At 72.1% G+C, this 23,861-nt stretch carries 19 protein-coding genes; 16 read left to right on the top strand and 3 right to left on the bottom strand.

What is annotated here, in order from left to right:
• The first annotated feature begins 118 nt into the window (after window positions 1-118).
• Together AB0F01_RS18310 and AB0F01_RS18315 are read left to right on the top strand one after the other, a co-directional pair.
• Window positions 119-415: a DUF4193 domain-containing protein gene (locus tag AB0F01_RS18310; RefSeq protein WP_003993510.1), complete on the top strand. Its 297-nt coding sequence runs from the start codon at window positions 119-121 to the stop codon at window positions 413-415.
• Between the two features lie 13 nt (window positions 416-428).
• Complete coding sequence (locus AB0F01_RS18315) at window positions 429-1,430, top strand: hypothetical protein (RefSeq protein WP_362096354.1); 1,002 nt, start codon at window positions 429-431, stop codon at window positions 1,428-1,430.
• A 287-nt stretch (window positions 1,431-1,717) separates the two neighbouring features.
• Here the strand turns inward: AB0F01_RS18315 and AB0F01_RS18320 are convergent, their stop codons facing one another.
• A complete protein-coding gene (locus AB0F01_RS18320) occupies window positions 1,718-2,182 on the bottom strand; it encodes a DUF3093 domain-containing protein (RefSeq protein ID WP_362096357.1) in 465 nt (154 codons plus the stop codon).
• Between the two features lie 57 nt (window positions 2,183-2,239).
• Between AB0F01_RS18320 and AB0F01_RS18325 the strand changes: the two genes are divergently transcribed.
• From AB0F01_RS18325 to AB0F01_RS18360, 8 genes are all read left to right on the top strand, one after another.
• Window positions 2,240-2,824, top strand: coding sequence for a PaaI family thioesterase (locus tag AB0F01_RS18325; RefSeq protein WP_362096360.1), 585 nt, complete (start codon window positions 2,240-2,242; stop codon window positions 2,822-2,824).
• Window positions 2,821-3,381, top strand: coding sequence for a dUTP diphosphatase (gene dut, locus AB0F01_RS18330; protein ID WP_362096362.1), 561 nt, complete (start codon window positions 2,821-2,823; stop codon window positions 3,379-3,381). Before AB0F01_RS18325 ends, dut begins: the two co-directional genes overlap by 4 nt.
• A gap of 1 nt (window position 3,382) precedes the next feature.
• Window positions 3,383-4,141 (top strand): DUF3710 domain-containing protein, encoded by a 759-nt coding sequence (locus AB0F01_RS18335; protein WP_362096365.1) that lies wholly within the window; start codon window positions 3,383-3,385, stop codon window positions 4,139-4,141.
• A gap of 147 nt (window positions 4,142-4,288) precedes the next feature.
• Window positions 4,289-5,011 carry an ABC transporter ATP-binding protein gene (locus AB0F01_RS18340; protein ID WP_362096368.1) on the top strand — a complete coding sequence of 241 codons (723 nt, stop codon included), beginning with the start codon at window positions 4,289-4,291 and terminating at the stop codon, window positions 5,009-5,011.
• A 337-nt stretch (window positions 5,012-5,348) separates the two neighbouring features.
• Complete coding sequence (locus tag AB0F01_RS18345; protein ID WP_362096371.1) at window positions 5,349-7,913, top strand: sensor histidine kinase KdpD; 2,565 nt, start codon at window positions 5,349-5,351, stop codon at window positions 7,911-7,913.
• Entirely contained in the window at window positions 7,910-8,590 is a 681-nt protein-coding gene (locus AB0F01_RS18350) for a response regulator (RefSeq protein WP_362096374.1), read from the top strand. The genes AB0F01_RS18345 and AB0F01_RS18350 overlap by 4 nt, the downstream gene beginning before the upstream one ends.
• A gap of 227 nt (window positions 8,591-8,817) precedes the next feature.
• Entirely contained in the window at window positions 8,818-9,216 is a 399-nt protein-coding gene (locus tag AB0F01_RS18355; protein ID WP_362096377.1) for an OB-fold nucleic acid binding domain-containing protein, read from the top strand.
• Between the two features lie 3 nt (window positions 9,217-9,219).
• Window positions 9,220-10,026 (top strand): DUF3159 domain-containing protein, encoded by an 807-nt coding sequence (locus AB0F01_RS18360; RefSeq protein ID WP_362096380.1) that lies wholly within the window; start codon window positions 9,220-9,222, stop codon window positions 10,024-10,026.
• A gap of 326 nt (window positions 10,027-10,352) precedes the next feature.
• Here the strand turns inward: AB0F01_RS18360 and AB0F01_RS18365 are convergent, their stop codons facing one another.
• Both AB0F01_RS18365 and AB0F01_RS18370 read right to left on the bottom strand, forming a co-directional pair.
• A complete protein-coding gene (locus tag AB0F01_RS18365) occupies window positions 10,353-11,030 on the bottom strand; it encodes a TrkA family potassium uptake protein (RefSeq protein ID WP_362096383.1) in 678 nt (225 codons plus the stop codon).
• A complete protein-coding gene (locus AB0F01_RS18370; RefSeq protein WP_362096386.1) occupies window positions 11,030-11,701 on the bottom strand; it encodes a TrkA family potassium uptake protein in 672 nt (223 codons plus the stop codon). The genes AB0F01_RS18365 and AB0F01_RS18370 overlap by 1 nt, the downstream gene beginning before the upstream one ends.
• An 804-nt stretch (window positions 11,702-12,505) precedes the next feature.
• Here AB0F01_RS18370 and AB0F01_RS18375 point away from each other — a divergent pair.
• The 6 genes from AB0F01_RS18375 to AB0F01_RS18400 all read left to right on the top strand — a co-directional run bounded on the left by AB0F01_RS18375 (window position 12,506) and on the right by AB0F01_RS18400 (window position 23,845).
• On the top strand, window positions 12,506-13,417 hold the full coding sequence (locus AB0F01_RS18375) for an adenosine kinase (protein ID WP_362096645.1): 912 nt from the start codon (window positions 12,506-12,508) through the stop codon (window positions 13,415-13,417).
• A gap of 476 nt (window positions 13,418-13,893) precedes the next feature.
• Window positions 13,894-15,939, top strand: a complete 2,046-nt coding sequence (locus tag AB0F01_RS18380) for an APC family permease (RefSeq protein ID WP_362096389.1) — start codon at window positions 13,894-13,896, stop codon at window positions 15,937-15,939.
• Window positions 15,940-16,007: 68 nt separating this feature from the next.
• The gene (locus AB0F01_RS18385) at window positions 16,008-17,336 is read left to right on the top strand and encodes a class I SAM-dependent RNA methyltransferase (RefSeq protein WP_362096391.1); all 1,329 of its coding nucleotides are present in this window, start codon (window positions 16,008-16,010) and stop codon (window positions 17,334-17,336) included.
• A 686-nt stretch (window positions 17,337-18,022) separates the two neighbouring features.
• Entirely contained in the window at window positions 18,023-18,463 is a 441-nt protein-coding gene (locus AB0F01_RS18390; protein ID WP_362096394.1) for a hypothetical protein, read from the top strand.
• Window positions 18,453-19,118: a hypothetical protein gene (locus AB0F01_RS18395; protein ID WP_362096397.1), complete on the top strand. Its 666-nt coding sequence runs from the start codon at window positions 18,453-18,455 to the stop codon at window positions 19,116-19,118. Before AB0F01_RS18390 ends, AB0F01_RS18395 begins: the two co-directional genes overlap by 11 nt.
• 2 nt (window positions 19,119-19,120) lie before the next feature.
• On the top strand, window positions 19,121-23,845 hold the full coding sequence (locus AB0F01_RS18400; RefSeq protein ID WP_362096400.1) for a putative T7SS-secreted protein: 4,725 nt from the start codon (window positions 19,121-19,123) through the stop codon (window positions 23,843-23,845).
• Window positions 23,846-23,861: the final 16 nt, after the last annotated feature.

A 23,861-nucleotide genomic window follows, 5' to 3' on the forward strand; every position in this document is an offset into this window, starting at 1 on the left:
ATTGAGTAACAGACCTTGATGTGAGGCAAAATCTCCGCCTCAGGTCGGGCACAAGTCCGGCCTCTCACGCGTTACGTGCGCTGGAGACACCGCATACACCCAGAGGGGGAGAGCGAGCATGGCAACCGATTACGACACTCCACGCAAGACCGACGACGACGTCGACTCGGACAGTCTGGAAGAGCTGAAGGCCCGGCGCAACGACAAGTCGGCGTCCGCCGTGGACGTCGACGAGTTCGAGGCCGCCGAGGGCCTGGAACTGCCCGGAGCGGACCTCTCGAACGAGGAGCTGGCCGTCCGGGTGCTGCCCAAGCAGCAGGACGAGTTCACCTGCATGAGCTGCTTCCTGGTGCACCACCGCAGTCAGCTGGCCCGGGAGAAGAACGGCCAGCCGATCTGCCGCGACTGCGACTGAGGGAGGGTCGGCCGTGACTGGCTCGACCCCTTCCCGGAAGCGCCGACTCTTCGCAAGGGGAGCGGACCAGGGGCCGCCGCCCGGCGGCCCGCAGCACGAAACGCGTGATCACGAGCGGGGCCCGACCTCCGGTACCGGGGCGGCCCCGCTCGAACACGCCGGACACCCGGGCGACCTCCCGGCTCCCACGGAGGTCCCCCCACCCGTGGCCCGTCGACGGGCCGCCGCCTTCCGCGACAAGGCCAGGGAAGGAGCCCGCAAGGGCGGCGCACGCGCGCGTGCCGGACTGGGCCACCTCGCGGACCGGATCATCGAGATGGCCCCCCGCGTACCCGTGCGCGACCTCGCGACCCTGCGCGCCCAGTTCCCCGGGCTCGGACCCGAGGAGCTCGCGGACAAACTCGTGGCGGGCGCCGCCGGCGCCACGGCCACGGTCGGCGCCGGAGTCGGCGCGGCGGCCGCCATGCCCGTCCCGCCCGCCATGCCGGCCGAACTGGCCGCCGAGGTCACCGGTGTCGCCGCCATCGAGCTCAAGCTGATCGCCGAACTCCACGAGGTCTACGGCGTGCGCCCGGCCGGCACCCTCGCCCGGCGCAGCACCGTGTACCTCACCACGTGGTCGGAGGAGCGCGGCGTCGAGGCGACCAAGCCGTCCACCGTCAGCGCGGCCCTGAACAGCCGGATGAAGCGCGAACTGCGCCAGCGGATCATGAAGCGCACCGTCCGCAACCTGCCCAACCTGATGCCCTTCCTGGTCGGCGCCGCCGTCGGCGCCTTCATGAACCGCCGGGACACCCGCAAGCTCGCCGCCCGCATCCGGGAGGACCTGCGTCGCATCCAGGTGCCGTGGGAGGAGCTGGCCCCGCTGCCGGCCCTGGAGACCCCGGCGGACGCCCTCGAGATGGACCACCTCACAGACGGCCGCCCGCACGACGGCCGCCCGCACGACGGTCGCCCGCACGACGGTCGCCCGCACGACGGCCGCGGCACGGGGGGCGACGGCCTCGCCACGTGATGACCCGGGTCGGAGGACGGCCCGTACCGGTGTGCTCCGGCCCGTACCGGTGTGCCCCGGCCCCTGACGGTGCTTGCGGAGCCGACGGGGGCGACACGGGCCGGGACGACGGCCGGGCCCCGCGCCTCGGTGAGGGCCCACGACGGCCGGGACACCCAGTGCTCCGGAGGGGCAGTGACGGCCAGGGCACCCGCCGGCACGGCACCCGTACCGCCATGAGATCCGAGACGGCCACGGCACGGCGCCCGTACCGCCGCCGACAGGGCGTACGCGCCCCCGTCACGCCGCTACGCGGCAGCCTTCGCCGCCCGCAGCGCCCCCGCCAGCCGCTCCGGCTCCCGGGTCGACAGGAAGACGTACGGCGTGGGATCCGAGGGGTCGGTGATCTCCACCCGCACCGCCCCGGGAATGTACGCGCGCAGCAGCATGAAGCACCGCGGGTCGGCCTTGTGGGTGCGCCAGGCGCGGGCCTCCTCCGCGTCCAGGATCTCCGCCTCACCCAGCGCCGTCACCGGGATGTTCGCCTCGCCGGCGATCAGACTGCCGCCCACCACCCGGATCCGCGCCGACCCGTAGGAACTGACCACGACGGCCGCCGCCGCCGTGCCCGCGGCCAGACCGCCGAGCGCCGGCAGAGTCCCGAACGGCACCACGATCAGGGCGAGGGAGACGCCCGCCAGGAAGCACATCACCCACCAGGCGCGGGGCGCGGTCAGGCGTTCTTCGTACGGGGCGGTGGAGGGCTGCTGCATGGAACCAGCTTGGCACGGTGTCGGTACCGCGCCGACGCGCGGGTAAGGTCTGCGCCTGTGAGTGGTACTTCCCCAGCTCTTCAGCCCCCGGCCGACGCCGGGACACCCGTGCGGCACCCGGACGCGCCCGCCCCCGGCGAACTCCTCGGCGCGCACTACGACCAGTGCTTCGGCTGCGGCGGCGGCCAGCCCCACGGGCTGCACCTGCAGGCGCGCGCCGGCGAGGGCGTCTCGGTCACCGCCGAGTTCGTCGTGCAGCCCGCCCACCAGGGCGCCCCCGGCCTCGCCCACGGTGGCGTGCTCGCCTCCGCCCTGGACGAGACCCTCGGCTCCCTGAACTGGCTGCTGCGGGTCATCGCCGTGACCGGCAGGCTGGAGACCGACTTCGTCAGCCCCGTGCCCGTGGGCACCACGCTGCACCTCCAGGCCGAGGTGACCGCGGTGGCCGGGCGGAAGATCTACTCGACCGCCACCGGCCGCATCGGCGGCCCGGACGGCCCCGTCGCGGTCCGCGCGGACGCGCTGTTCATCGAGGTCAAGGTCGACCACTTCATCGACAACGGGCGCCCGGAGGAGATCCGGGCCGCGATGGACGACCCCGACCAGGTGCGCCGGGCCCGGGCCTTCGAGGTGAACCCGTGAGCGACGCCGGCCGTGCCCCGCTGGAGGTCCTCCTCCGGCGCGTCGACCCGGACGTACCGCTTCCGTCGTACGAGCACCCCGGCGACGCGGGCGCCGATCTGCGCACCACCGAACCCTGTGAACTCGCCCCCGGCGAGCGGGCCGTCCTGCCCACCGGGGTGTCCGTGGCGCTGCCCGAGGGGTACGCGGCCTTCGTGCACCCGCGATCCGGCCTGGCCGCGCGCTGCGGCGTCGCCCTGGTGAATGCCCCGGGGACGGTTGATGCCGGGTACCGTGGGGAGATCAAGGTGATCGTGGTGAATCTCGACCCGCGCGAGACCGTGCGGTTCGAGCGGTTCGACCGGATCGCCCAGCTGGTCGTCCAGCAGGTCGAGAGGGTCCGCTTCGTGCCGGTCGCGGAGCTTCCCGACTCGGCGCGGGCTGCAGGGGGTTTCGGCTCCACCGGCGGCCATGCCGCGGTGGAAGGTAAGAGCGGTACAAGCGATCAGGCCGCCGTGGGCGGCACAGCGGGTGGGAATCGATACGCTTCGGTCGTATCCGACCGGGAAGGACAATGACGTGTTCGGACGTCGCAAGAAGAGGGATGCCGCCGAGGACGCGGCCGGCGAGGCCGAGCAGGTCGTCGACGGTGTCGACACCGAGGTGGAGCAGGAGCGCGAGCGGCTGAGGCTCGAGCCGGCGCCGCGGCCCGACGGGCCGTGGGACAGCACCGAGGTCCGCGAGCCCGGCGAGGGCCGCGTCGACCTGGGCGGTCTGTTCGTTCCCGGCGTCGACGGCATGGAACTGCGGGTCGAGGTCGCGGGCGACGCGATCGTCGCGGCCACCGTCGTCCTGCGCGACAGCGCCATCCAGCTCCAGGCCTTCGCGGCTCCCAAGCGCGAGGGCATCTGGGGCGAGGTCCGCGACGAGATCGCGACCGGCATCACCCAGCAGGGCGGCATCATCGACGAGGTCGAGGGCCCGCTGGGCTGGGAGCTGCGGGCCCAGGTGCCGGTGCAGCTGCCCGACGGCACCGGCGGCTTCCAGGTCGTGCGGTTCGTCGGCGTCGACGGCCCCCGCTGGTTCCTGCGCGGCGTGATCTCCGGCCAGGGCGCGGTCCAGCCGCAGGCCGCCGGACTGCTGGAGCAGATCTTCCGGGACACCGTCGTGGTGCGCGGCGACGGCCCCATGGCGCCGCGCGACCCGATCGTCCTGAAGCTGCCCAACGACGCCCAGATGGTGCCCGAGGGCGTCCAGCAGGAGGAGGCCGAGGGCTCCCGCTTCGCCGGCGGCATGGGCCAGCTGCAGCGCGGCCCGGAGATCACCGAGGTCCGCTGACCGTCCTCACGCGTCGTCCCCTGTGCAGGGCCGCGCCCCGGCAGTCCGCCGGGGCACGGCCCTTCCCTCTTCTCCGGGCCACTTCCTGTTGATCGCCGGGTGGTGAGCGGCGATACTGGCGCCCGGTTCACGGGGGAGGGCGGTCGGATGAGTCGGGTGGTCACCGAGACCGGAACGGACACCGGGGCGAGGACGGCGGCCATGGTGCGCGTGACGGACGTGCACAAGTCGTACGGCACCGGAGCCGCCGCGGTCCACGCGCTGCGCGGCGTCTCCTTCGACGTCCCCTGCGGGGAACTGGTCGCCCTCAAGGGCCGCTCCGGTTCGGGCAAGACGACCCTGCTCAACATCGTCGGCGGACTCGACACCCCCGACCGGGGGCGGGTCGCCGTCGACGGGCTCGACCTCGCGGACCTGGACGAGAACGGGCTGCTCGCCCTGCGCCGGGACCGCGTCGGGTTCGTCTTCCAGTCCTTCGGGCTCATCCCGATCCTGACCGCCGCCGAGAACGTCGGCGTCCCGCTGCGGCTGCGCCGCGCCGACGCGCGGGAGCGGGAGGAGCGCGTCGAGCTCCTGCTCTCCCTGGTCGGCCTGGCCGATCACGCCGCCCAGCGGCCCGGCGAACTCTCCGGCGGCCAGCAGCAGCGGGTCGCCATCGCGCGCGCCCTCGCCAACAACCCCGCCCTGCTCGTCGCGGACGAGCCGACCGGCCAGCTCGACGCCGAGACCGGGCACGCCGTGATGGAGCTGCTGCGGGCCGTCGTCCGCAGCGAGCGCGTCACCGCCCTCGTCGCCACCCACGACGCCACGCTCCTCGACCTCGCGGACCGGGTCCTGGAGCTCAACGACGGCGAGATCGTGGAGCACTGAGCAGGGCACTGCGCGGAGCACTGAGCGGGGCACTGTCCGGCAGGTGCGGACCGCGGCGTACCGCCCGGATCCGACGCGGCACGGCTTCGGCACGGCTTCGGCACGGCTTCGTTCCGCCGGTACGGCGGCGTGCCGCACCGGCGTACCGCCCGGGCCCGGAGGCGTTCGTTCCGCCGTTCCGCCCCGCCCCCGTTCCGTAGAGTCGCGTTCAGGAGGGCCCGGGGAGGCGCCGTCGGGCGCCGATGGGGTGCCGGTCACCGGGCGCCCGGGCGCTGAGCAGCAGCGTTCGGACGTATGGTCGTGTCCGCCGGTACGGGTGAGCGGAAGACATGAGGTCATGGGACGCGGGACGCTACGGATACATCTCGGTGCGGCACCGGGCGTCGGCAAGACGTACGCGATGCTGTCCGAGGCGCACCGGCGGATCGGGCGGGGCACCGACTGCGTGGTGGCCTTCGTCGAGCACCACGGCCGGCCGCGCACCGCGGAGCTGCTGGACGGACTGGAGCAGATCCCCCGCCGGCACCTGGAGCACGACGGGGCCGTCCGGACCGAGATGGACGTCGACGCCGTCCTCGCCCGCCGCCCCCGCGTGGCCCTGGTGGACGAACTCGCCCACACAAACGTCCCGGGCTCCCGCCACGCCAAGCGCTGGCAGGACGTGGAGGAACTGCTCGCCGCCGGGATCGACGTGCACTCCACGCTGAACATCCAGCACCTGGAGTCACTGGGCGACGTCGTGGAGTCGATCACGGGCGTGCGGCCCGAGGAGACCGTGCCGGACGAGGTGGTGCGGCGGGCCGAACAGATCGAACTGGTCGACATGACGCCCGAGGCGCTGCGCCGCCGCATGGCGCACGGCAACATCTACCAGCCCGACAAGGTCGACGCAGCCCTCTCCCACCACTTCCGCCCCGGCAACCTCACCGCCCTCCGGGAACTCGCGCTCCTGTGGGTCGCCGACCGGGTCGACGAACACCTCCAGCGCTACCGCAACGAACACGACGTGTCCGCCATCTGGGGCTCCCGCGAGCGGATCGTCGTCGGCCTCACCGGGGGCCCCGAGGGCCGCACCCTGATCCGGCGGGCCGCCCGGCTGGCCGAGAAGGGAGCCGGCGGCGAGGTGCTCGCCGTCTACATCGCCCGCGGCGACGGCCTCACCGCCACCTCGCCCAGCGAACTGGCCGAGCAGCGCACCCTGGTGGAGAGCCTGGGCGGCACCTTCCACCACGTCGTCGGCGACGACATCCCGGCCGCCCTGCTCGCCTTCGCCCGCGGCACCAACGCCACCCAGATCGTGCTGGGGTCCTCCCGCCGCAAGGCGTGGCAGTACGTCTTCGGCCCCGGCGTCGGCGCGACCGTGGCCCGGGAGTCCGGGCCCGACCTGGACGTGCACATCGTCACGCACGAGGCGATCGCCCAGGGCCGCGGACTCCCGGTGGCCCGCGGAGCCCGGCTGGGGCGCTCCCGCGTCGCCTGGGGCTGGGCGGTCGGCGTGGCCGGCCCCGCCCTGCTGGCGCTGCTGCTCAGCGCCGTCGACCCGGGCCTGGCCAACGACATGCTGCTGTTCCTGGCCCTCACCGTGGCCGCCGCCCTGCTCGGCGGGCTCTGGCCCGCCCTGGCCTCGGCCGCGTTCGGGTCGCTGCTGCTCAACTACTTCTACACGCCGCCGCTGCACCGCTGGACGGTCGCCGACCCGAAGAACATCGTCGCCATCGTGATCTTCATCGCCGTCGGTGTGTCGGTCGCCTCGGTCGTCGACCTCGCGGCCCGCCGGACCCACCAGGCGGCCCGGCTGCGCGCCGAGGCGGAGATCCTCTCCTACCTCGCCGGCAATGTGCTGCGCGGCGAGACCGGCCTGGAGGACCTGCTGGAACGCGTACGGGAGACCTTCGGCATGGAGTCCGCCGCCCTGCTGGAACGCGCGGGCGACCTGGAGCCCTGGACCTGCGCGGGACAGGCCGGCGCCGGCCCGCCGGTCGCACGGCCGGAGGACGCCGACGTCGACATCCCCGTCGGGGACCACATGGCGCTCGCGCTCACCGGCCGGGTGCTGCCCGCCGAGGACCGCAGGGTGCTCGGCGCGTTCGCCGCCCAGGCCGCCGTCGTCCTGGACCACCGGCGGCTGCGCGAGGAGGCCGACCGGGCCCGCGCCCTCGCCGAGGGCAACCGCATCCGCACCGCGCTCCTGGCGGCGGTCAGCCACGACCTGCGCACGCCCCTCGCCGGCATCAAGGCCTCGGTCTCCTCGCTGCGCTCGCCGGACGTCCAGTGGTCGCCGGAGGACCGGGCCGAACTGCTGGAGAGCATCGAGGACGGCGCCGACCGCCTGGACCACCTGGTGGGCAACCTCCTCGACATGTCCCGCCTGCACACCGGCACCGTCACCCCGCTGATCCGGGAGATCGACCTGGACGAGGTGGTCCCGATGGCGCTCGGCGGCGTACCGGAGGGGGAGGTCGCCCTGGACATCCCCGAAAGCCTGCCCATGGTCGCCGTCGACCCGGGCCTCCTGGAGCGGGCCATGGCCAACCTGGTGGAGAACGCCGTCAAGTACAGTCCCGCCGACTCACTCGTCCTGGTGGCCGCCAGTGCGCTCGGCGACCGGGTCGAGGTCCGCGTGGTGGACCGCGGCCCCGGCGTGCCCGACGAGGCCAAGGACCGCGTCTTCGAGCCCTTCCAGCGCTACGGTGATGCCCCGCGCGGCGCCGGCGTGGGCCTCGGCCTGCCGGTGGCGCGGGGCTTCGTCGAGGCCATGGGCGGCACCCTGGACGCCGAGGACACCCCCGGCGGCGGCCTCACCATGACGGTCACCCTCCGTGCGGCGGGCACCGTGCCCCGGCCCGCCCGTCCCGTCGAACCCGCCGTGGATCCCGCGGTACCCGAAAGGCGAGCCTCATGACCCGTGTGCTGGTGGTCGACGACGAGCCCGCGATCGTGCGCGCCCTCGTGATCAACCTCAAGGCACGCTCCTACGACGTCGACGCGGCCCACGACGGCGCCGAGGCCCTGCAACTGGCCGCAGCCCGCCATCCCGACGTGGTCGTCCTCGACCTGGGGCTGCCCGACATGGACGGCGTCGACGTCATCCGCGGCCTGCGCGGCTGGAGCCGGGTGCCGATCCTGGTGCTGTCCGCCCGCCACGCCTCGGCGGAGAAGGTCCAGGCCCTGGACGCGGGCGCCGACGACTACGTCACCAAGCCCTTCGGCATGGACGAACTGCTGGCCCGGCTGCGGGCGGCCGTGCGCCGCGCGGAGCCCGCCGGGGGCGAGGAGGACGGCGTGGTGGACACCGGGGGGTTCACCGTCGACCTGGCCGCCAAGAAGGTCAACCGGGGCGGCAAGGACGTCCGGCTCACCCCCACGGAGTGGCACCTGCTGGAGGTGCTGGTGCGCAACAGCGGCCGTCTGGTCGCGCAGAAGCAGCTGCTGCGGGAGGTCTGGGGGCCGTCCTACGGGACGGAGACCAACTACCTGCGCGTCTACATGGCGCAGCTGCGCCGCAAGCTGGAGGCGGATCCCTCGCACCCCAAGCACTTCATCACCGAACCCGGCATGGGGTACCGCTTCGAGAAGTGAGCCCGCGGCCGTCGTCGCGCCACGGGACCGGGACGGGGCGAACCGGGCCGGGCGACGCGGGGTGATCGGCCGGTTCCCGGCGGGCCGAGCGGCTGGTCCCCGGCGGGCCGAGCGGCGGGCCCCCGGTGGAGCGGGGCGGCGGCTCCGGGGCGGCGGGGTGTCCGGCCGGTTCGGGGCGCCGGGCCAGGGGGTACGTAACCGTCAGTGCACCCCGGTACGCTTCAGACATGAGTGCTGTTCCTCGTCCCGAGAAGCCTGCGGGTCGGTTCCGGCGCATGCTCGACCGCCTCTCCTCCTCGCAGGAGGAGCTGGAGTCGGAGGAGCTGCGCGAGGACGCCGAGATCGCCGGCTGCACGCGGATAGGAGACTGCCAGGACCGGCAGATCGTCACGGTTACTGGTACCTTGCGCACGGTCACGCTCCGCCCCCGGGCGGGCGTCCCGGCCCTGGAGGCCGAACTGTTCGACGGCTCCGCCGCACTGGCCGTGGTGTGGCTCGGCAGGCGCTCCATCATGGGGATAGAACCGGGACGCAAGCTGATCGCATCGGGCCGGATCTCGATGAGCCGGGGCCGCCGGGTGCTGTTCAACCCGAAATACGAATTGAGACCCCTGGGACGGGAGTAGCCGGTGACGTCGCTCGACAAGCCGACAACCGAAGACACATCCGCGGACGACGCCCGGGCGGTGACCGAGGCCGCCCTGTTCGAGGCGTTCGGCGGGGTGCGGGGCATGGTCGAGACGGTGCTGCCCGGGCTCCTGTTCGTCAGCATCTACACGGTCAACAAGGACCTGCACATGTCGGCGATCGCGGCGCTCGCCGTGTCGCTGGTGCTGGTCGTGGTCCGGCTGGCCATGAAGGACACCGTCAAGCACGCCTTCAGCGGCGTCTTCGGCGTGGGCTTCGGTGTCGTCTTCGCGATGATGACCGGCAACGCCAAGGACTTTTACCTGCCGGGCATGCTCTACACCCTCGGCCTCGCTCTGGCGTACGTCATCACGGCCATGGCGGGCGTGCCGCTGATCGGCCTGATGCTCGGGCCGATCTTCCGGGAGAACCTCTCCTGGCGCACCCGCAACCCCGGCCGCAAGAAGGCGTACACCAAGGCCAGCTACGCCTGGGGGCTGATCCTCCTCGGCAAGAGCGCCATCCTCTTCCCGCTCTACTGGTGGGCCGACACCACCCAGCTCGGCTGGGTGCTGGTGGCGCTGAAGATCCCGCCGTTCCTGCTCGCCGTGTACCTGACGTGGGTGTTCCTGGCCAAGGCACCGCCGCCCATCGACGTGTTCGCGGAGATGGAGGCGGAGGAGCGCGCCGAGAAGGAGCGCGAAGCGGCCCGGGCCGCCGGCACGACGGACGTCGCTGGTCCTGCAGCCGCCGGACCGGAGGACGTCGGCCGCGCCACGACCACGGGACGGCACCGCAGGGGCTCGTAGGCCCCGCCCCGCAGACCGGTGGCGGACCTGTGCGGAGATGCTTCGCGTGAGGGGCGCCGGGGGAAGTGATCTTCCCCCCGGCGCCCCTCACGCGTGTCACGGGACACAGGCACGGGACACAGGTGGGACGACGGCGCGTTCGGACAGGGGCCGTGGGCCGGGGAACGACGGCCGAGGTCCGCTGCCCGGCCGCGGTGCAGCCACCGTCCGGCCGCGGTGCAGCCACCGTCCGTCAGCTGTCAGCTGTCAGCCGTCCGGCTGTCCGACGTCCGTCAGTCGTCCGCCTGTCCGCTGTCCGCTGTCCGTCCGACGTCCGACCGTCCGCCCTACTGCCGCGCGTCGCCCTTGCGGACCGACAGCAGGTCCTCCAGCTGCTCCTCGCGGGCCTGGGCGGCCACGAACAGCAGCTCGTCGCCCACCTCCAGGGAGTCCTCCCGGGTCGGCGTCAGCACCCGCGTGCCGCGGATGATCGTGACCAGTGAGGTGTCCTGCGGCCACTGCACGTCGCCCACCTGCGTGCCGGCCAGCGCCGACTCCTCCGGCAGGGTCAGCTCGACGAGGTTGGCGTCGCCGTGGCTGAACCGCAGCAGTCGGACCAGGTCGCCGACGCTGACCGCCTCCTCCACCAGGGCCGACATCAGGCGCGGAGTGGACACGGCGACATCCACGCCCCACGACTCGTTGAACAGCCATTCGTTCTTCGGGTTGTTCACCCGGGCCACGACCCGCGGCACCCCGTACTCCGTCTTGGCGAGCAGGGACACCACCAGGTTGACCTTGTCGTCACCGGTGGCGGCGATGACCACGTTGCAGCGCTGGAGCGCGGCCTCGTCCAGGGACGTGATCTCGCAGGCGTCGGCCAGCAGCCACTCCGCCTGCGGCACCCGCTCGACCGAGATCGCGGTAGGCGTCTTGTCGATGAGCAGGACCTCGTGGCCGTTCTCCAGCAGCTCGCCCGCGATGGAGCGGCCGACGGCCCCGGCCCCGGCAATGGCGACCCTCATCAGTGACCGCCCTCCTCGTCGGGTCCCTTGGCGAACGCCGCCTCGACCCGGTCGATCTCGTCGGTGCGCATCATCACGTGCACCAGGTCGCCCTCCTGCAGCACCGTCTGCGAGGTGGGCAGTATGGCCTCGCCGAGCCGCGTCAGGAAGGCCACGCGCACCCCGGTCTGGTCCTGCAGCCTGCTGATCCGGTGCCCCACCCACGCCGGGGAGGTGTGCACCTCGGCGAGCTGCACCCCGCCCGTCGGGTCGCGCCACAGTGGCTCGGCGCCGGACGGCAGCAGCCGGCGCAGCATCTGGTCGGCGGTCCAGCGGACCGTCGCCACGGTGGGGATGCCGAGGCGCTGGTAGACCTCCGCGCGGCGGGGGTCGTAGATGCGGGCGGCGACGTTCTCGATGCCGAACATCTCGCGCGCCACCCGCGCCGCGATGATGTTGGAGTTGTCACCGCTGGAGACGGCGGCGAAGGCGCCGGCGTCCTCGATGCCCGCCTCGCGCAGGGTGTCCTGGTCGAAGCCGATCCCGGTGACCCGGCGCCCGCCGAACGCGGAGCCCAGGCGGCGGAAGGCGGTGGGGTCCTGGTCGACCACGGCGACCGTGTGGCCCTGTTCCTCCAGGGTCTGGGCCAGGGCGGAGCCCACCCTTCCACAGCCCATGATGACGATATGCATTACTTCACACCGCGCTTCCCGCAGGCCGTTCGGCCTCCATGACTCTGGTGCTCATGTCCCTCTTTCGGCTCGCCAGGCAACACGTCCCGGCCCGGAATCCGGACCGCAGGGCAACATCATGCCGGGGGATCGGACTCCTGACGCCCTTCGGGGCGCGGCTCGTCGGATCGGGTGCCCGTGACACCGGAGAGCACCCCTCGGGCCCACGTCCAACGTAGCCCTCGGGGCGAGGCCCGCCGAGGCGAAAGGGGGTGCGAACCGGGGGCGGGGAGGTCAGCCCACGGGCGCGAAGGGGCGGCCGGCAGGAGGGTCGACAGGGCGGACGATCCGCGGCGGGCGGCGGGGCGGGGGCAACGGGCGGAGGGCGGCAGGGCAGAGGACCGGGCGGAGGCGGCAAGGCGGTGGATCGGACCTGGCGGCACGGCGGAGGGCCGGACACGGTCGGCAGGAGCGGAGCCGGAGGGGTGCGCGGCGCTTCACGGAGGGGCGTCCGGCAGTCCGGCACCACGTTTTCCACAGGGGTCGACAGCGAACCCTGGGGCCCGACAAGATCGACGAGTCGGCCGCCCGTCGGCTCCACAGGAGCACCGGTCGGCAGCACCGAGCGACCACACCGAGCGAACACACCGAGCGACCACACCGAGCGGCCACACCGAGCGGCCACACCGTACGACCACACCGAGCGGCCACATCGAACGACCACACCGGGGCGTGAGCCGCCGGGCGCAGCAACAGGGGGAGTACATGACCGACCACGTGAGCGACCACGTGACCGACGACGTAACCACCGACGTAACCACCGACCTGACCGTCGGCATCGACGTCCTCGTGCTGGGTGGCGCCGGGGTGGACACCATCGTGCACGTGCCCGAACTGCCGCTGCCGTTCGCCGACAGCCACATGATCCGCCCGGGCATCGTCACCCGGGCGGGACAGAGCGGGGACTTCGTCGCTCTCGGCACCAGCGCCCTGGGCCTGCGCACCCACCACCTCGACCTGGTCGGTGACGACCCGGAGGGTGACCTCGTCCGTGCGCTGCACCGCGACCACGGCATCGCGCTCACGGCCGTTCCGCAGCCCCGCGGCACCAAGCGCGCGGTCAATCTCGTCGACCCGGACGGGCGGCGCCTCTCCCTGTACGACGCGACCCGCTGGGCGGAGACGGACCGCCTGCCCGAGGAGACGGTCCGCGCCCTGGCCGCCGTGAGCCGGCACGTCCACGTCGTCATCACCCAGCCCTGCGCCGAGGCCCTGCCCCTGCTGCGCGACGCGGGCGTGACCCTCTCGACCGACCTGCACGACTGGGACGGCGAGAACCCGTACCACGAGCCGTTCGCCCTCGCCGCGGACGTCGTCTTCCTGTCCGCCGCCGCGTTGCCCGACCCGGAGGCGACCATGCGTGACATCGCCGGGCGCGGGCGGGCCCGCGCGGTGATCGTCACGGCGGGGGCGGAGGGGGCGTACGTCCTGGCCGACGGTGGGGTAACCCACGTCCCCGCCGTGAGACCCGCCGAGCCGGTCGTGGACTCCAACGGTGCCGGAGACGCGTTCGCCGCCGGGTTCCTGTACGGCTGGCTGCGCGGCGAACCGGTGCTCCACTGCGCCCGCTACGGCGCGGTGGCGGGCGCCCATGCCTGCACGGTGCCCGCCACACGGGTCGGCAGCATCGGACGGGAGGAGTTGCTGGAGGCCGTCGCGGGGACGGCCGCCGGGTAGGTCGCCGCTGGGTAGGTCGCCTGCTCCTCCGGCCCCCTCCCGCGCGGCTCTCTCCGCATCCTGGCGGAAGTGCTCAGCGGCGGCTGATGCTGCGCACGCTGGCCAGGGCCAGCAGGCCCACGCCGACGAGGGCGGCGACGGCGCCGATCAGTTCTGCGGTCGCGTGCATGGGACCTACCTCCGTGGAGCGGCGTGGGCCGGAGACGAGGAGAAGGAAGAGATGCTCTGTGGGGTCGGCGGCCCCGCCGGACGTGCCCGGCGGAAAACCTCCGGAACCCTGAGCCCGGCCCCGGGGACGGGCTTAGTCATATAGGCATGGAAGCCCCGGGACCGGCACCATCCATGCCCGCCGCCCCACCGGAGTTCACCCGGAGAGCAGACGGCTTCCGAACGAGAAGCGGACGGCCGGAGGAGGCCGCGCGGAGAAAGGGTGGTCGCTGGGCGCCCCGGGACGCGACGGCCTACGATGCTCTGTTGTGTCCAAACTGACCGACGTGCCCAAACGCATTCTCATCGGGCGCGCACTGCGCAGCGACCGGCTGGGGGAAACGCTTCTGCCGAAGCGTGTGGCACTCCCCGTGTTCGCTTCCGACCCGCTGTCCTCGGTGGCGTACGCGCCCGGCGAGGTCCTGCTGATCCTCTCCATCGCGGGCCTGTCGGCCTACCACTTCAGCCCCTGGATCGCCGTCGCGATCATCGTACTGATGATCACCGTCGTCGCCTCCTACCGGCAGAACGTCCGCGAGTACCCCAGCGGTGGCGGCGACTACGAGGTCGCCACCACCAACCTCGGCCCCCGGGCCGGACTCACCGTGGCGAGCGCCCTGCTCGTCGACTACGTTCTCACCGTCGCCGTGTCGATCTCCGCCGGCATCGAGAACCTGGGTGCCGCGGTCCCCTTCGTGGTGGAGCACAAGGTGGCCTGCGCGGTCGGCGTGATCGTGCTGCTGACGCTGATGAACCTGCGCGGCGTCCGTGAGTCGGGCACCCTCTTCGCGATCCCCACGTACGTCTTCGTCTTCGGCGTCCTCAGCATGATCGCCTGGGGCGCGTTCCGCGGCCTGGTGCTCGACGACGAGATGCGCGCGCCCACCGCGGACTTCGAGATCCGGCCCGAGGAGCCCGGCCTGGCCGGCTTCGCCCTGATCTTCCTCCTGCTGCGCGCCTTCTCCTCCGGCTGCGCGGCGCTCACCGGCGTCGAGGCGATCTCCAACGGCGTGCCCGCCTTCCGCCGGCCGAAGGCGCGGAACGCGGCCACCACGCTCGCCATGATGGGCCTGCTCGCCGTCACCATGTTCTGCGGCATCATCGCGCTCGCCTCGGCCACCGACGTCCGGATGGCCGAGAACCCGGCGAAGGACCTGGTCCACGAGGGTGTCCCGCTCGGCCCCGGCTACGTCCAGGACCCGGTGATCTCCCAGGTCGCCGAAGCCGTCTTCGGACACGGCAGCGTCCTGTTCATGATGCTGGCCGCCGCCACCGCCCTGGTCCTCTTCCTCGCGGCGAACACCGCCTACAACGGCTTCCCACTGCTCGGTTCGATCCTCGCCCAGGACCGCTACCTCCCCCGCCAGCTCCACACCCGCGGCGACCGCCTCGCCTTCTCCAACGGCATCGTGCTGCTCGCCGCCGCCGCCGGACTCCTGGTGTGGATCTACGGGGCCGACTCGACCCGGCTGATCCAGCTCTACATCGTCGGCGTGTTCGTGTCCTTCACCCTGAGCCAGATCGGCATGGTGCGGCACTGGAACCGCCTGCTCACCGCCGAGCGGGACCGCGTCGAACGGCGCCGGATGATCCGCTCGCGGGCCATCAACGCCTTCGGTGCCTTCTTCACCGGCCTGGTCCTGGTCGTCGTGCTCGGCACCAAGTTCACGCACGGCGCCTGGGTCGCGCTGCTCGGCATGTGCATCTTCTACGCGACGATGACCGCGATCCGCCGGCACTACGACCGCGTCGCCGAGGAGATCGCCGCCCCGGACACCCCGGGCGACGACATGGTGCGCCCCTCCCGCGTCCACTCCGTCGTCCTGATCTCCAAGATCCACCGGCCCGCCCTGCGCGCCCTCGCCTACGCCAAGCTGATGCGCTCCGACAGCCTCGAAGCACTGAGCGTCAACGTCGACGCGGCGGAGACCAAGGCGCTGCGCGACGAGTGGGAACGGCGCGGCATCGAGATCCCTCTCAAGGTGCTCGACTCGCCGTACCGGGAGGTCACCCGGCCCGTGATCGAGTACGTCAAGGGACTGCGCAAGGAGGCACCCCGCGACGTCGTCTCCGTGATCATCCCCGAGTACGTCGTCGGCCACTGGTACGAGCACCTGCTGCACAACCAGAGCGCCCTGAGGCTCAAGGGCCGCCTGCTGTTCACCCCGGGCGTCATGGTGACGTCGGTGCCGTACCAGCTCCAGTCGTCCGAGGCCGCTCGGCGGCGCGCGCGCAAGCGGGCGAACTGGAGCGCGCCGGGTGCGGTGCGGCGCGGTCCGGCGGAGCGGGCGAAGGACACCTCCCGGCACCCGTAGACTGGTGGGCTGTTGTCGCGGACCGACCGGCCCGCCACCCGCTCTCGATGTTGTGGAGTCACCCCGCCATGCAGGCAGAACCGAGGAAATCACTGGTGGGGGAGGAGTACGAGGTCGAGATCGGCCCCGTCGCCCACGGCGGCCACTGCATCGCCCGTACGTCCGAGGGCCAGGTGCTGTTCGTCCGGCACGCGCTGCCCGGGGAACGCGTCGTCGCCCGCGTCACCGAGGGCGAGGAGGGCGCCCGCTTCCTGCGCGCCGACGCCGTGACGATCCTGGACGCCTCCAAGGACCGGATCGACGCCCCCTGCCCGTTCGCCGGTCCCGGCCGCTGCGGGGGCTGCGACTGGCAGCACGCCAAGCCCGGGGCGCAGCGCCGCCTCAAGGGCGAGGTCGTCGCCGAGCAGCTGCGACGCCTCGCCGGGCTCACCCCGGAGGAGGCCGGCTGGGACGGCACCGTGATGCCCGCCGAGGGCGACAAGGTCCCCGCCGGCCAGGTCCCGTCGTGGCGCACCCGCGTGCAGTACGCGGTGACCGCCGACGGCCGCGCGGGACTGCGCCGGCACCGCTCGCACGAGGTGGAACCCATCGACCACTGCATGATCGCGGCGGACGGCGTCAGCGAACTGGGCATCGAGAAGCGCGACTGGACGGGCATGGACTCCGTCGAGGCGATCGCGGCCACCGGCTCCCAGGACCGCCAGGTCGTCCTCACCCCCAAGCCCGGCGCCCGCCTGCCGCTCGTCGAACTCGACCGCCCGGTCTCGGTCCTGCGCATCGACGAACGCTCCGGCCAGGTCCACCGCGTCCACGGCCGCCCCTTCGTCCGCGAACGCGCCGACGGCCGCACCCACCGCGTCGGCAACGGCGGCTTCTGGCAGGTCCACCCGCAGGCCGCCGACACCCTGGTCACCGCCGTCATGCAGGGCCTGCTGCCCCGCAAGGGCGACATGGCCCTCGACCTGTACTGCGGCGTCGGCCTCTTCGCCGGCGCCCTCGCCGACCGGGTCGGCGACGCCGGCGCGGTCCTGGGCATCGAAGCCACCAAGCGCGCGGTCGAGGACGCCCGCCACAACCTCGCCGACTTCCCCCGCGTCCGCATCGAACAGGGCAAGGTCGAGTCCGTCCTGCCGCGTACCGGCATCACCGAGGTCGACCTCGTCGTCCTCGACCCGCCCCGCGCGGGCGCGGGCCGCAAGACCGTCGACCACCTCTCCTCCCTGGGCGCCCGCCGGATCGCCTACGTCGCCTGCGACCCGGCGGCCCTGGCCCGCGACCTCGCGTACTTCCGCGAGGGCGGCTACCGGGTGCGGACGCTGCGGGTGTTCGACCTGTTTCCGATGACGCATCATGTGGAGTGCGTGGCGATTCTGGAGCCGGCCGCGAAGGGCAGCTGACCTGGGCTTGTTCTTCGTGTGGCGGGCGATCCACTTCGACGTGTTTGCGGATCGCCGCCACATGGGACCCGGACGCGCCCCGCCGTTCTCCTGAAGGGGCCGGTGACCTGCGGTTCCGCATGTGCCGGAAGTCCGCTGCGTCTCTGGGGGAGGCGATACCCATGGGGGCGGCCGCGGAATCCTGACGTTCGATCGACGCTCTTCCTGATGCGGCTTCAGGAACGTGGTGTGCGCCGTTCAGGCCGCCCGAGAGCGGTTCCAGGATGTCGGGGTCGCTTACCGGGCGGGTCGCGTCGGAGGCGGAGGCTCTGAAAGCCGCTGAGGGGGACGTCGCGGGGCCGACGAGGAGCAGGCGTTGGAGATGGCGTCCACGGGTTGAGCTCCGAGGACCCGCCCCGGGAACCGGTACGCGGCCCGCGCTCGACCCACGTGGCGGCGCGGTCCTCGCCGTTCGTCCAGCGCGCCGTGCCGGACGCACCGGAGCGAGCCCCCTGCGTCCGGCACATCGGCCTCCGTTCGCAGGGGCGCGTCGCCGTCGGTGCGGTTCAGATCCCGTGAACCTCGGCGTCCAGATCAACGGAGCCTGAGGGGGGCCCGGTGGGTTTCACGAGAACCAGCGCCCCCTTCACGCGCGTCTGTTCTACGGTGCCGTCAGTCACCTTTGGCACCGTGACGAGGGAGGGATCGTGGAGCAGCCCAGGACAGCGTTGGCCGAGCGAATAGCCGAGCAGAGGGCAGGACTCGGCGATCCTCGGGCGCTGGTCGGTGAGATGCGGCGGTCGGTGCTGCTGGTGCCGTCGGTGGACGGGCGGCTGTGGAGCGCGCATTCGGGTGGGGTGCGCTGGGTGTGTGCCTTCACGGACGAGACGGCGCTGGCCCGGTTCGCGGAGCAGCGCGGGATGACGGAACGGCCTTTGGATTATGCGGCGTTGCTGGGGGCCCGGATCGTGGACGAGATCGTGCCGGGGTTGGGGGAGCCGGCGGGTCTGGCGGTGGACATCGCGACCGAGGACGGGTCGATGTTCTTCCCGCCGGTCACGGGGATCGTGCCCGACGAAGCTGCCGTGGACGCCGTGGACGCCGTGGACGCCGGCTCGGACGGGGAGGGGCACGGCCGTGGCCGCTGACGATGTGGATCTGAATCTCGACGCCGCCTCGGTGGCGAAGTTCACCAAGGGCGTGGGCGCCACCATCGACGGGCTGGGGGAGTTGGGCGGTGCCACCGGCTCGATCATGGGCAAGGGCTTCTCCGGGCTGTCGATGACGGGGATGGAGGCCGGGCACCACGGCCTGTCGGTGGACTTCGAGGACTTCTGCGAACGCTGGGAGTGGGGCGTGCGCGCCCTGGTCAACGACGCCAGCCAGATCGCGAACCGGCTCGGTCTGGCGGCGGGGACCCTGTGGGAGCACGACCAGTACGTGGCGGGCTCGCTGAAGGTGGGGGTCAACGCCCTGATGGGCGGCAACCCGCACGCCTCCGAGGAGGAGATCACCCAGCAGGGCTGGGGTGAGGTGTTCACGCCGGACGCCTTCGATCCGGACTGGAGCCGGGAGTCGTTCGAGCGGGCCGGTGAGGAGATCGAGCAGACCTGGAAGGACACCGGCCGTTCGCTGCTGACGGAGGGGCGGGGCGGACAGCAGTCGGAGTGGCTCAACGAGCGGCTGGGCATCGACGAGGGCGAGTGGAACCGGGCGTTGGACGAGACGTTCGGTCCGTCGCCCGAGGAACGCGCTCAGCAGGCGCAGCAGCAGGGCGGTCCGGGTGACGGCGGGGGCAACTGAACGTGGGCATCGGCGACTTCATCAAGGACATCACCCCGGACTCGGTCGAGGAGGTGGTCGAGGAGGGTGTCGAGTGGCTCGGTGACAGGGTCGAGGGCGCGGGCAACTGGACCGCGGACCGGCTGGACGACGTCGGCTGGGAGTCCGGCGCGGACTGGGTGCGCGAGCAGTCCCGTTCGGTCGCGAACCGGATGGGCGCCGAGGTCGACGAGATGGACCTCGGGGACACCGAGGACAAGACGAAACTGGTCCACGGAAGCCCGGACAAGATCCGCTCCACCGCGGAGAAACTCCGGGGCTTCCAGAAGGCGTTCGACGACGCGGGCGGCGGACTGAAGGGCCTGGACCCCGCCCGCTTGAAGGGGGAGACGGCCGAGGCGCTGCGCAAGGCGGTGAGCACCCAGCCGCCGAAGTGGTTCGAGGGCGCCGACGCGTGCGAGAAGGCGGCCGCCGCGCTGGAGTCGTTCGCCTCCACCGTGACCTGGGCGCAGGGGCAGGCGCAGACGGCGATCGAGAAGTGGAAGGACGGCGTGAAGGCGTCCGAGGACGCCGCCGACGCCCACCGCAAGAAGGTCGACACGTACAACAAGGCCGTCGACCGCTACAACGCCCTGCCCGCAGACAAGCGCGACCCCTCGACGCTTCCGCCCTGCCCGGCGCCGACGTTCGACGACCCGGGCAAGAAGCTGATGAAGGAGGCGCAGGAGATCCTGGCCGAGGCCCGCAAGCAGCGCAACACCGCGGCCGAGACGGCCCGCACGGCGGTGCGCGCGGCTCGGGACATGGCGCCGGAGAAGCCGTCGTACACGGAGCAACTCGGCGATGGTCTGCAGGAGTTGCAGATCATGGGGGACCATGTCGGCGGCGGCGTCATCAAGGGCACCGCCGGCCTGGTCAACTTCGTGCGCGGCATCAACCCCCTCGACCCGTACAACCTGACCCACCCCGCCGAGTACGCCACCAGCCTCAACAGCCTGGCCTCGGGGCTGGTGCTGGCCGCCAACGACCCGGTGGGCACCGGCAGGCAGATGGTCAGCGACTTCATGAAGGACCCCTACGAGGGTTTCGGCCGGCTGCTGCCGGACGTGGCGCTGACCGTGGCCACGGGCGGGGGCGGCGCCGCCGTCAAGGGTGTGCGCATCGCCGCCGACGCGGCCGACGCGGCCCGGGTGCGCCGGCTGGTCGACGACGCGCCCGACGGCACCCACAACCGGCCCGACGGCGACCGCACCACCGACGGCACCGACCCGGTCGACCTGGCCTCGGGCCGTATGTTCCTGCCGCAGACGGACGTGGAGATTCCCGGCATCCTGCCGCTGGTGTTCACCCGCCGCACCGAGTCGGGCTGCAGGGCCGGCCGTTTCCTGGGGCCGTCCTGGACCTCCACGGTCGACGAACGCCTGGAGATCGACCCGGTCGGCATCGTCCACGTCACCGCCGACGGGCTGCTGATCACCTATCCGCACCCCGCCCCCGGCACCCCCACCCGGCCCGAGTCCGGCCCCGCCCGCACCCTGCTGGCCCGTGACGCGGACGGCGACTACGCGCTCACCGACCCCGACACCGGCCTGGTCCGCCGCTTCACCGCCCCGCCCGACGCCGAACCCGGCGGCGACGGAACCGCCTGGCTGGCCTGCGTCACCGAACGCAACGGCCACACCATCACCGTCGACCGCGCCGCAGACGGCCTGCCCACGGCCCTGGTCCACTCGGCGGGCCGCCGGATCGACCTCGCCTCCGCCGACGGCCTGATCACCGCCCTCACCCTCGCCGACGCGGGCGAGAACGGCGCCGGCCTGCCACTGATGTCCTACGGCTACGACGAGGACGGCAACCTCACCACCGTCACCAAACCCTCCGGCGCCACCACCACGTTCGTCTACGACGACCGCCGCCGCGTCACCGCCTGGATCGACTCCAACGGCAGCCGCTACGACTACGTCTACGACGACCGCGACCGTGTCGTGGCGGAGGGCGGCGAAGCCGGCCACGTCCAGATCACCCTGGCCTACACCGAACCCGACCCGGACACCGGCCACCGCACCACCACCCTCACCACCGCCGCCGGCCACGCCACCCGGCACCTGATCGACCACCGCTGCCGGGTGATCGCCACCACCGACCCGCTCGGCCACACCACCCGCTTCACCTACGACACCCGCGGCAACCTCCTCACCCGCACCGACCCGCTGGGCCATACCACCGCCTACGCCTACGACGACAACAGCCGACTCACCGCGGTCACCCGGCCCGATGGCAGCCAGGCCCGGGTCGAATACGGTCCGTTCGGACTACCGGTGGAGTTCCATGAGCCGGACGGCACCCGCCGCACGCAAGAGGTCGACGAGCGCGGCAACCGGATCGCGGTCACCGACCCGGCCGGGAACACCACCCGCTACACCTACGACGACGCCGGTCTCCTGACCTCGGTCACCGACGCACTCGGTGCCACCACCACCGTCGACAGCGGCCCCGAGGGCCTGCCGGTGACCGTGACCGATCCGGCAGGCGGCACCACCCGCCTGGAACGCGACGCTCTCGGCCGCCTGGTCCGTGTCGTCGACCCCACCGGCGCAGTCACCCGTTTCGTGTGGGACGTCGACGGCAATCTCGCCCAACGTGTCGAGCCGGGCGGGGCCACTACGACGTGGACGTACGACGGCGAGGGCAATTGCCTCACCCACACCGACTCGGCCGGTGGGGTGACCCGCTTCGAGTACACCCACTTCGACCTGCTCGCTGCTCGTACCTACCCGGACGGCGCCCGCTACGAGTTCGAGCACGATGCCGCCTTGCGTCTCACCAAGGTCACCAATCCACACGGACTCCACTGGACCTACGCGTACGACGCGGCTGGGCGACTCACCGCCGAGACCGACTTCGACGACCGCACTCTCATCTACCGCAGGGACCCGACAGGACGGTTGACGGCACGTGTCGACGCTCTCGGCGGAGTCATCTCTCTCGCCCACGACCCTTTGGGCCGGGTGATCCGTAAAGACGTCGGAGGACAAGTCACCGAGTACGCCTACGACTTGGCGGGTCGCCTCGTTCACGCTTCTGGTCCGGACAGCGAACTGATACGCCGCTACGACCGCTGCGGCCGACTCAAGACCGAACTCGTCGACGGCCGCGCCACCACGTACACATACGACGCTCTCGGCCGCCGGTCCCGTCGCGTCACCCCCACCGGTCACGTCACCGCGTACGGTTACGACGAGACTGGCCGCCCCGGCCACCTGACCACCGGTGACCACCGCATCACCTTCGCCTACGACGCCGCAGGCCGTGAACTGTCCCGGGCCTTCGACGACTTCCTCACGGTCCACTCCGCCTGGGACGCGTCGGGACGGCTGGCTGCCCAGCACCTGACCGCACACGAGCGTACCCTCAACAGCCGCGTGTACTCCTACCGCGATGGCCACCTCATCGCGCTCGCCGACCAACTCTCAGGCACACGTGCCTTCGACCTCGACCCGGCCGGCCGGGTCACCTCCGTGACCGCGGACGGCTGGAGCGAGCGGTACACCTACGACGCGAGCGGCAACCAGACCGAGGCGTATTGGCCGGCCTCCCACCCGGGTCACGAGGCCACCGGCCCCCGGACGTACGAAGGCACCGCCCTCACCCGCGCCGGAAGTGTTCGCTATGCACACGACCCTCTTGGTCGCGTGACTCTGCGCCAAAGGACCCGCCTGTCCCGAAAGGCGGACACCTGGCGCTACACATGGAACACCGAGGGCCGCCTGACCTCCGTCGTCACCCCTGACGGGACCCGGTGGCGGTACCGCTACGACCCGCTGGGCCGCCGCACCGCCAAGCAGCGCCTCGCCGCCGACGGCGAGGCGGTCGTTGAGGAGGTTCTCTTCACATGGGACGGCGCGGCAATGTGCGAACAGACCGCGGTGTCCCAGGACATGCCGCATCCGGTGGCCCTCACGTGGGACCACCGCGGCCTGGCGCCGCTGGCCCAGACCGAGCGTATCCTCACTCCGGATGTCCGGCGGGAGGAGATCGACCGCCGCTTCTTCGCCATCGCCACCGACCTCATCGGCACTCCCACTGAACTGGTCGACGAGAACGGCGACATAGCCTGGCGCACCCGGTCCACGCTGTGGGGCACCACCGCGTGGACCAGCGCCGGCACCACCTATACTCCGCTCCGGTTTCCCGGCCAGTACTACGATCCGGAGACCGGCCTCCACTACAACGTCTTCCGCCACTACGATCCCGCGACGGCCCGTTATCTCACCACGGATCCGCTCGGCTTGGAACCCGCTCCCAATCCGACGGCCTATGTGGTCAACCCACATCTGTGGGCCGACCCGCTGGGCCTGTCCCCCTATCCCTCCCGCATTGAGGGGGGTGGCTGGGACGTGCGCGGTCACAACCCGCTCGACATCGTTCCCGACGATGCCGAGATGCGGACACTCAAGCCGGACCCCAATGGCGGTGCACAGAAGGGGGTGGAATACAAATGGGAAGACCCTGAGACGGGTAACAAGGTCCGCCTACGGGTGCACGACAAGGACGGAACTGCTCCCCCCGGCTCCAACGCGGCAAACGGAGATATTTACCGCATATCGATCGGCGGAAAATACCAGGACGAGGCGGGGAACTTGTATCACCGGCAGGTCCACAACCCGAACAGCCCGCACTACAACTCGGATGCGGCCCATGCCACACACATCCCCTGGCCGGCCCAGTTTCCACTTCCGTACGAGTGACGAACGGATGTTTCAT

This window comes from Streptomyces sp. NPDC029526 (assembly GCF_040637405.1).
Lineage (GTDB): Bacteria > Actinomycetota > Actinomycetes > Streptomycetales > Streptomycetaceae > Streptomyces.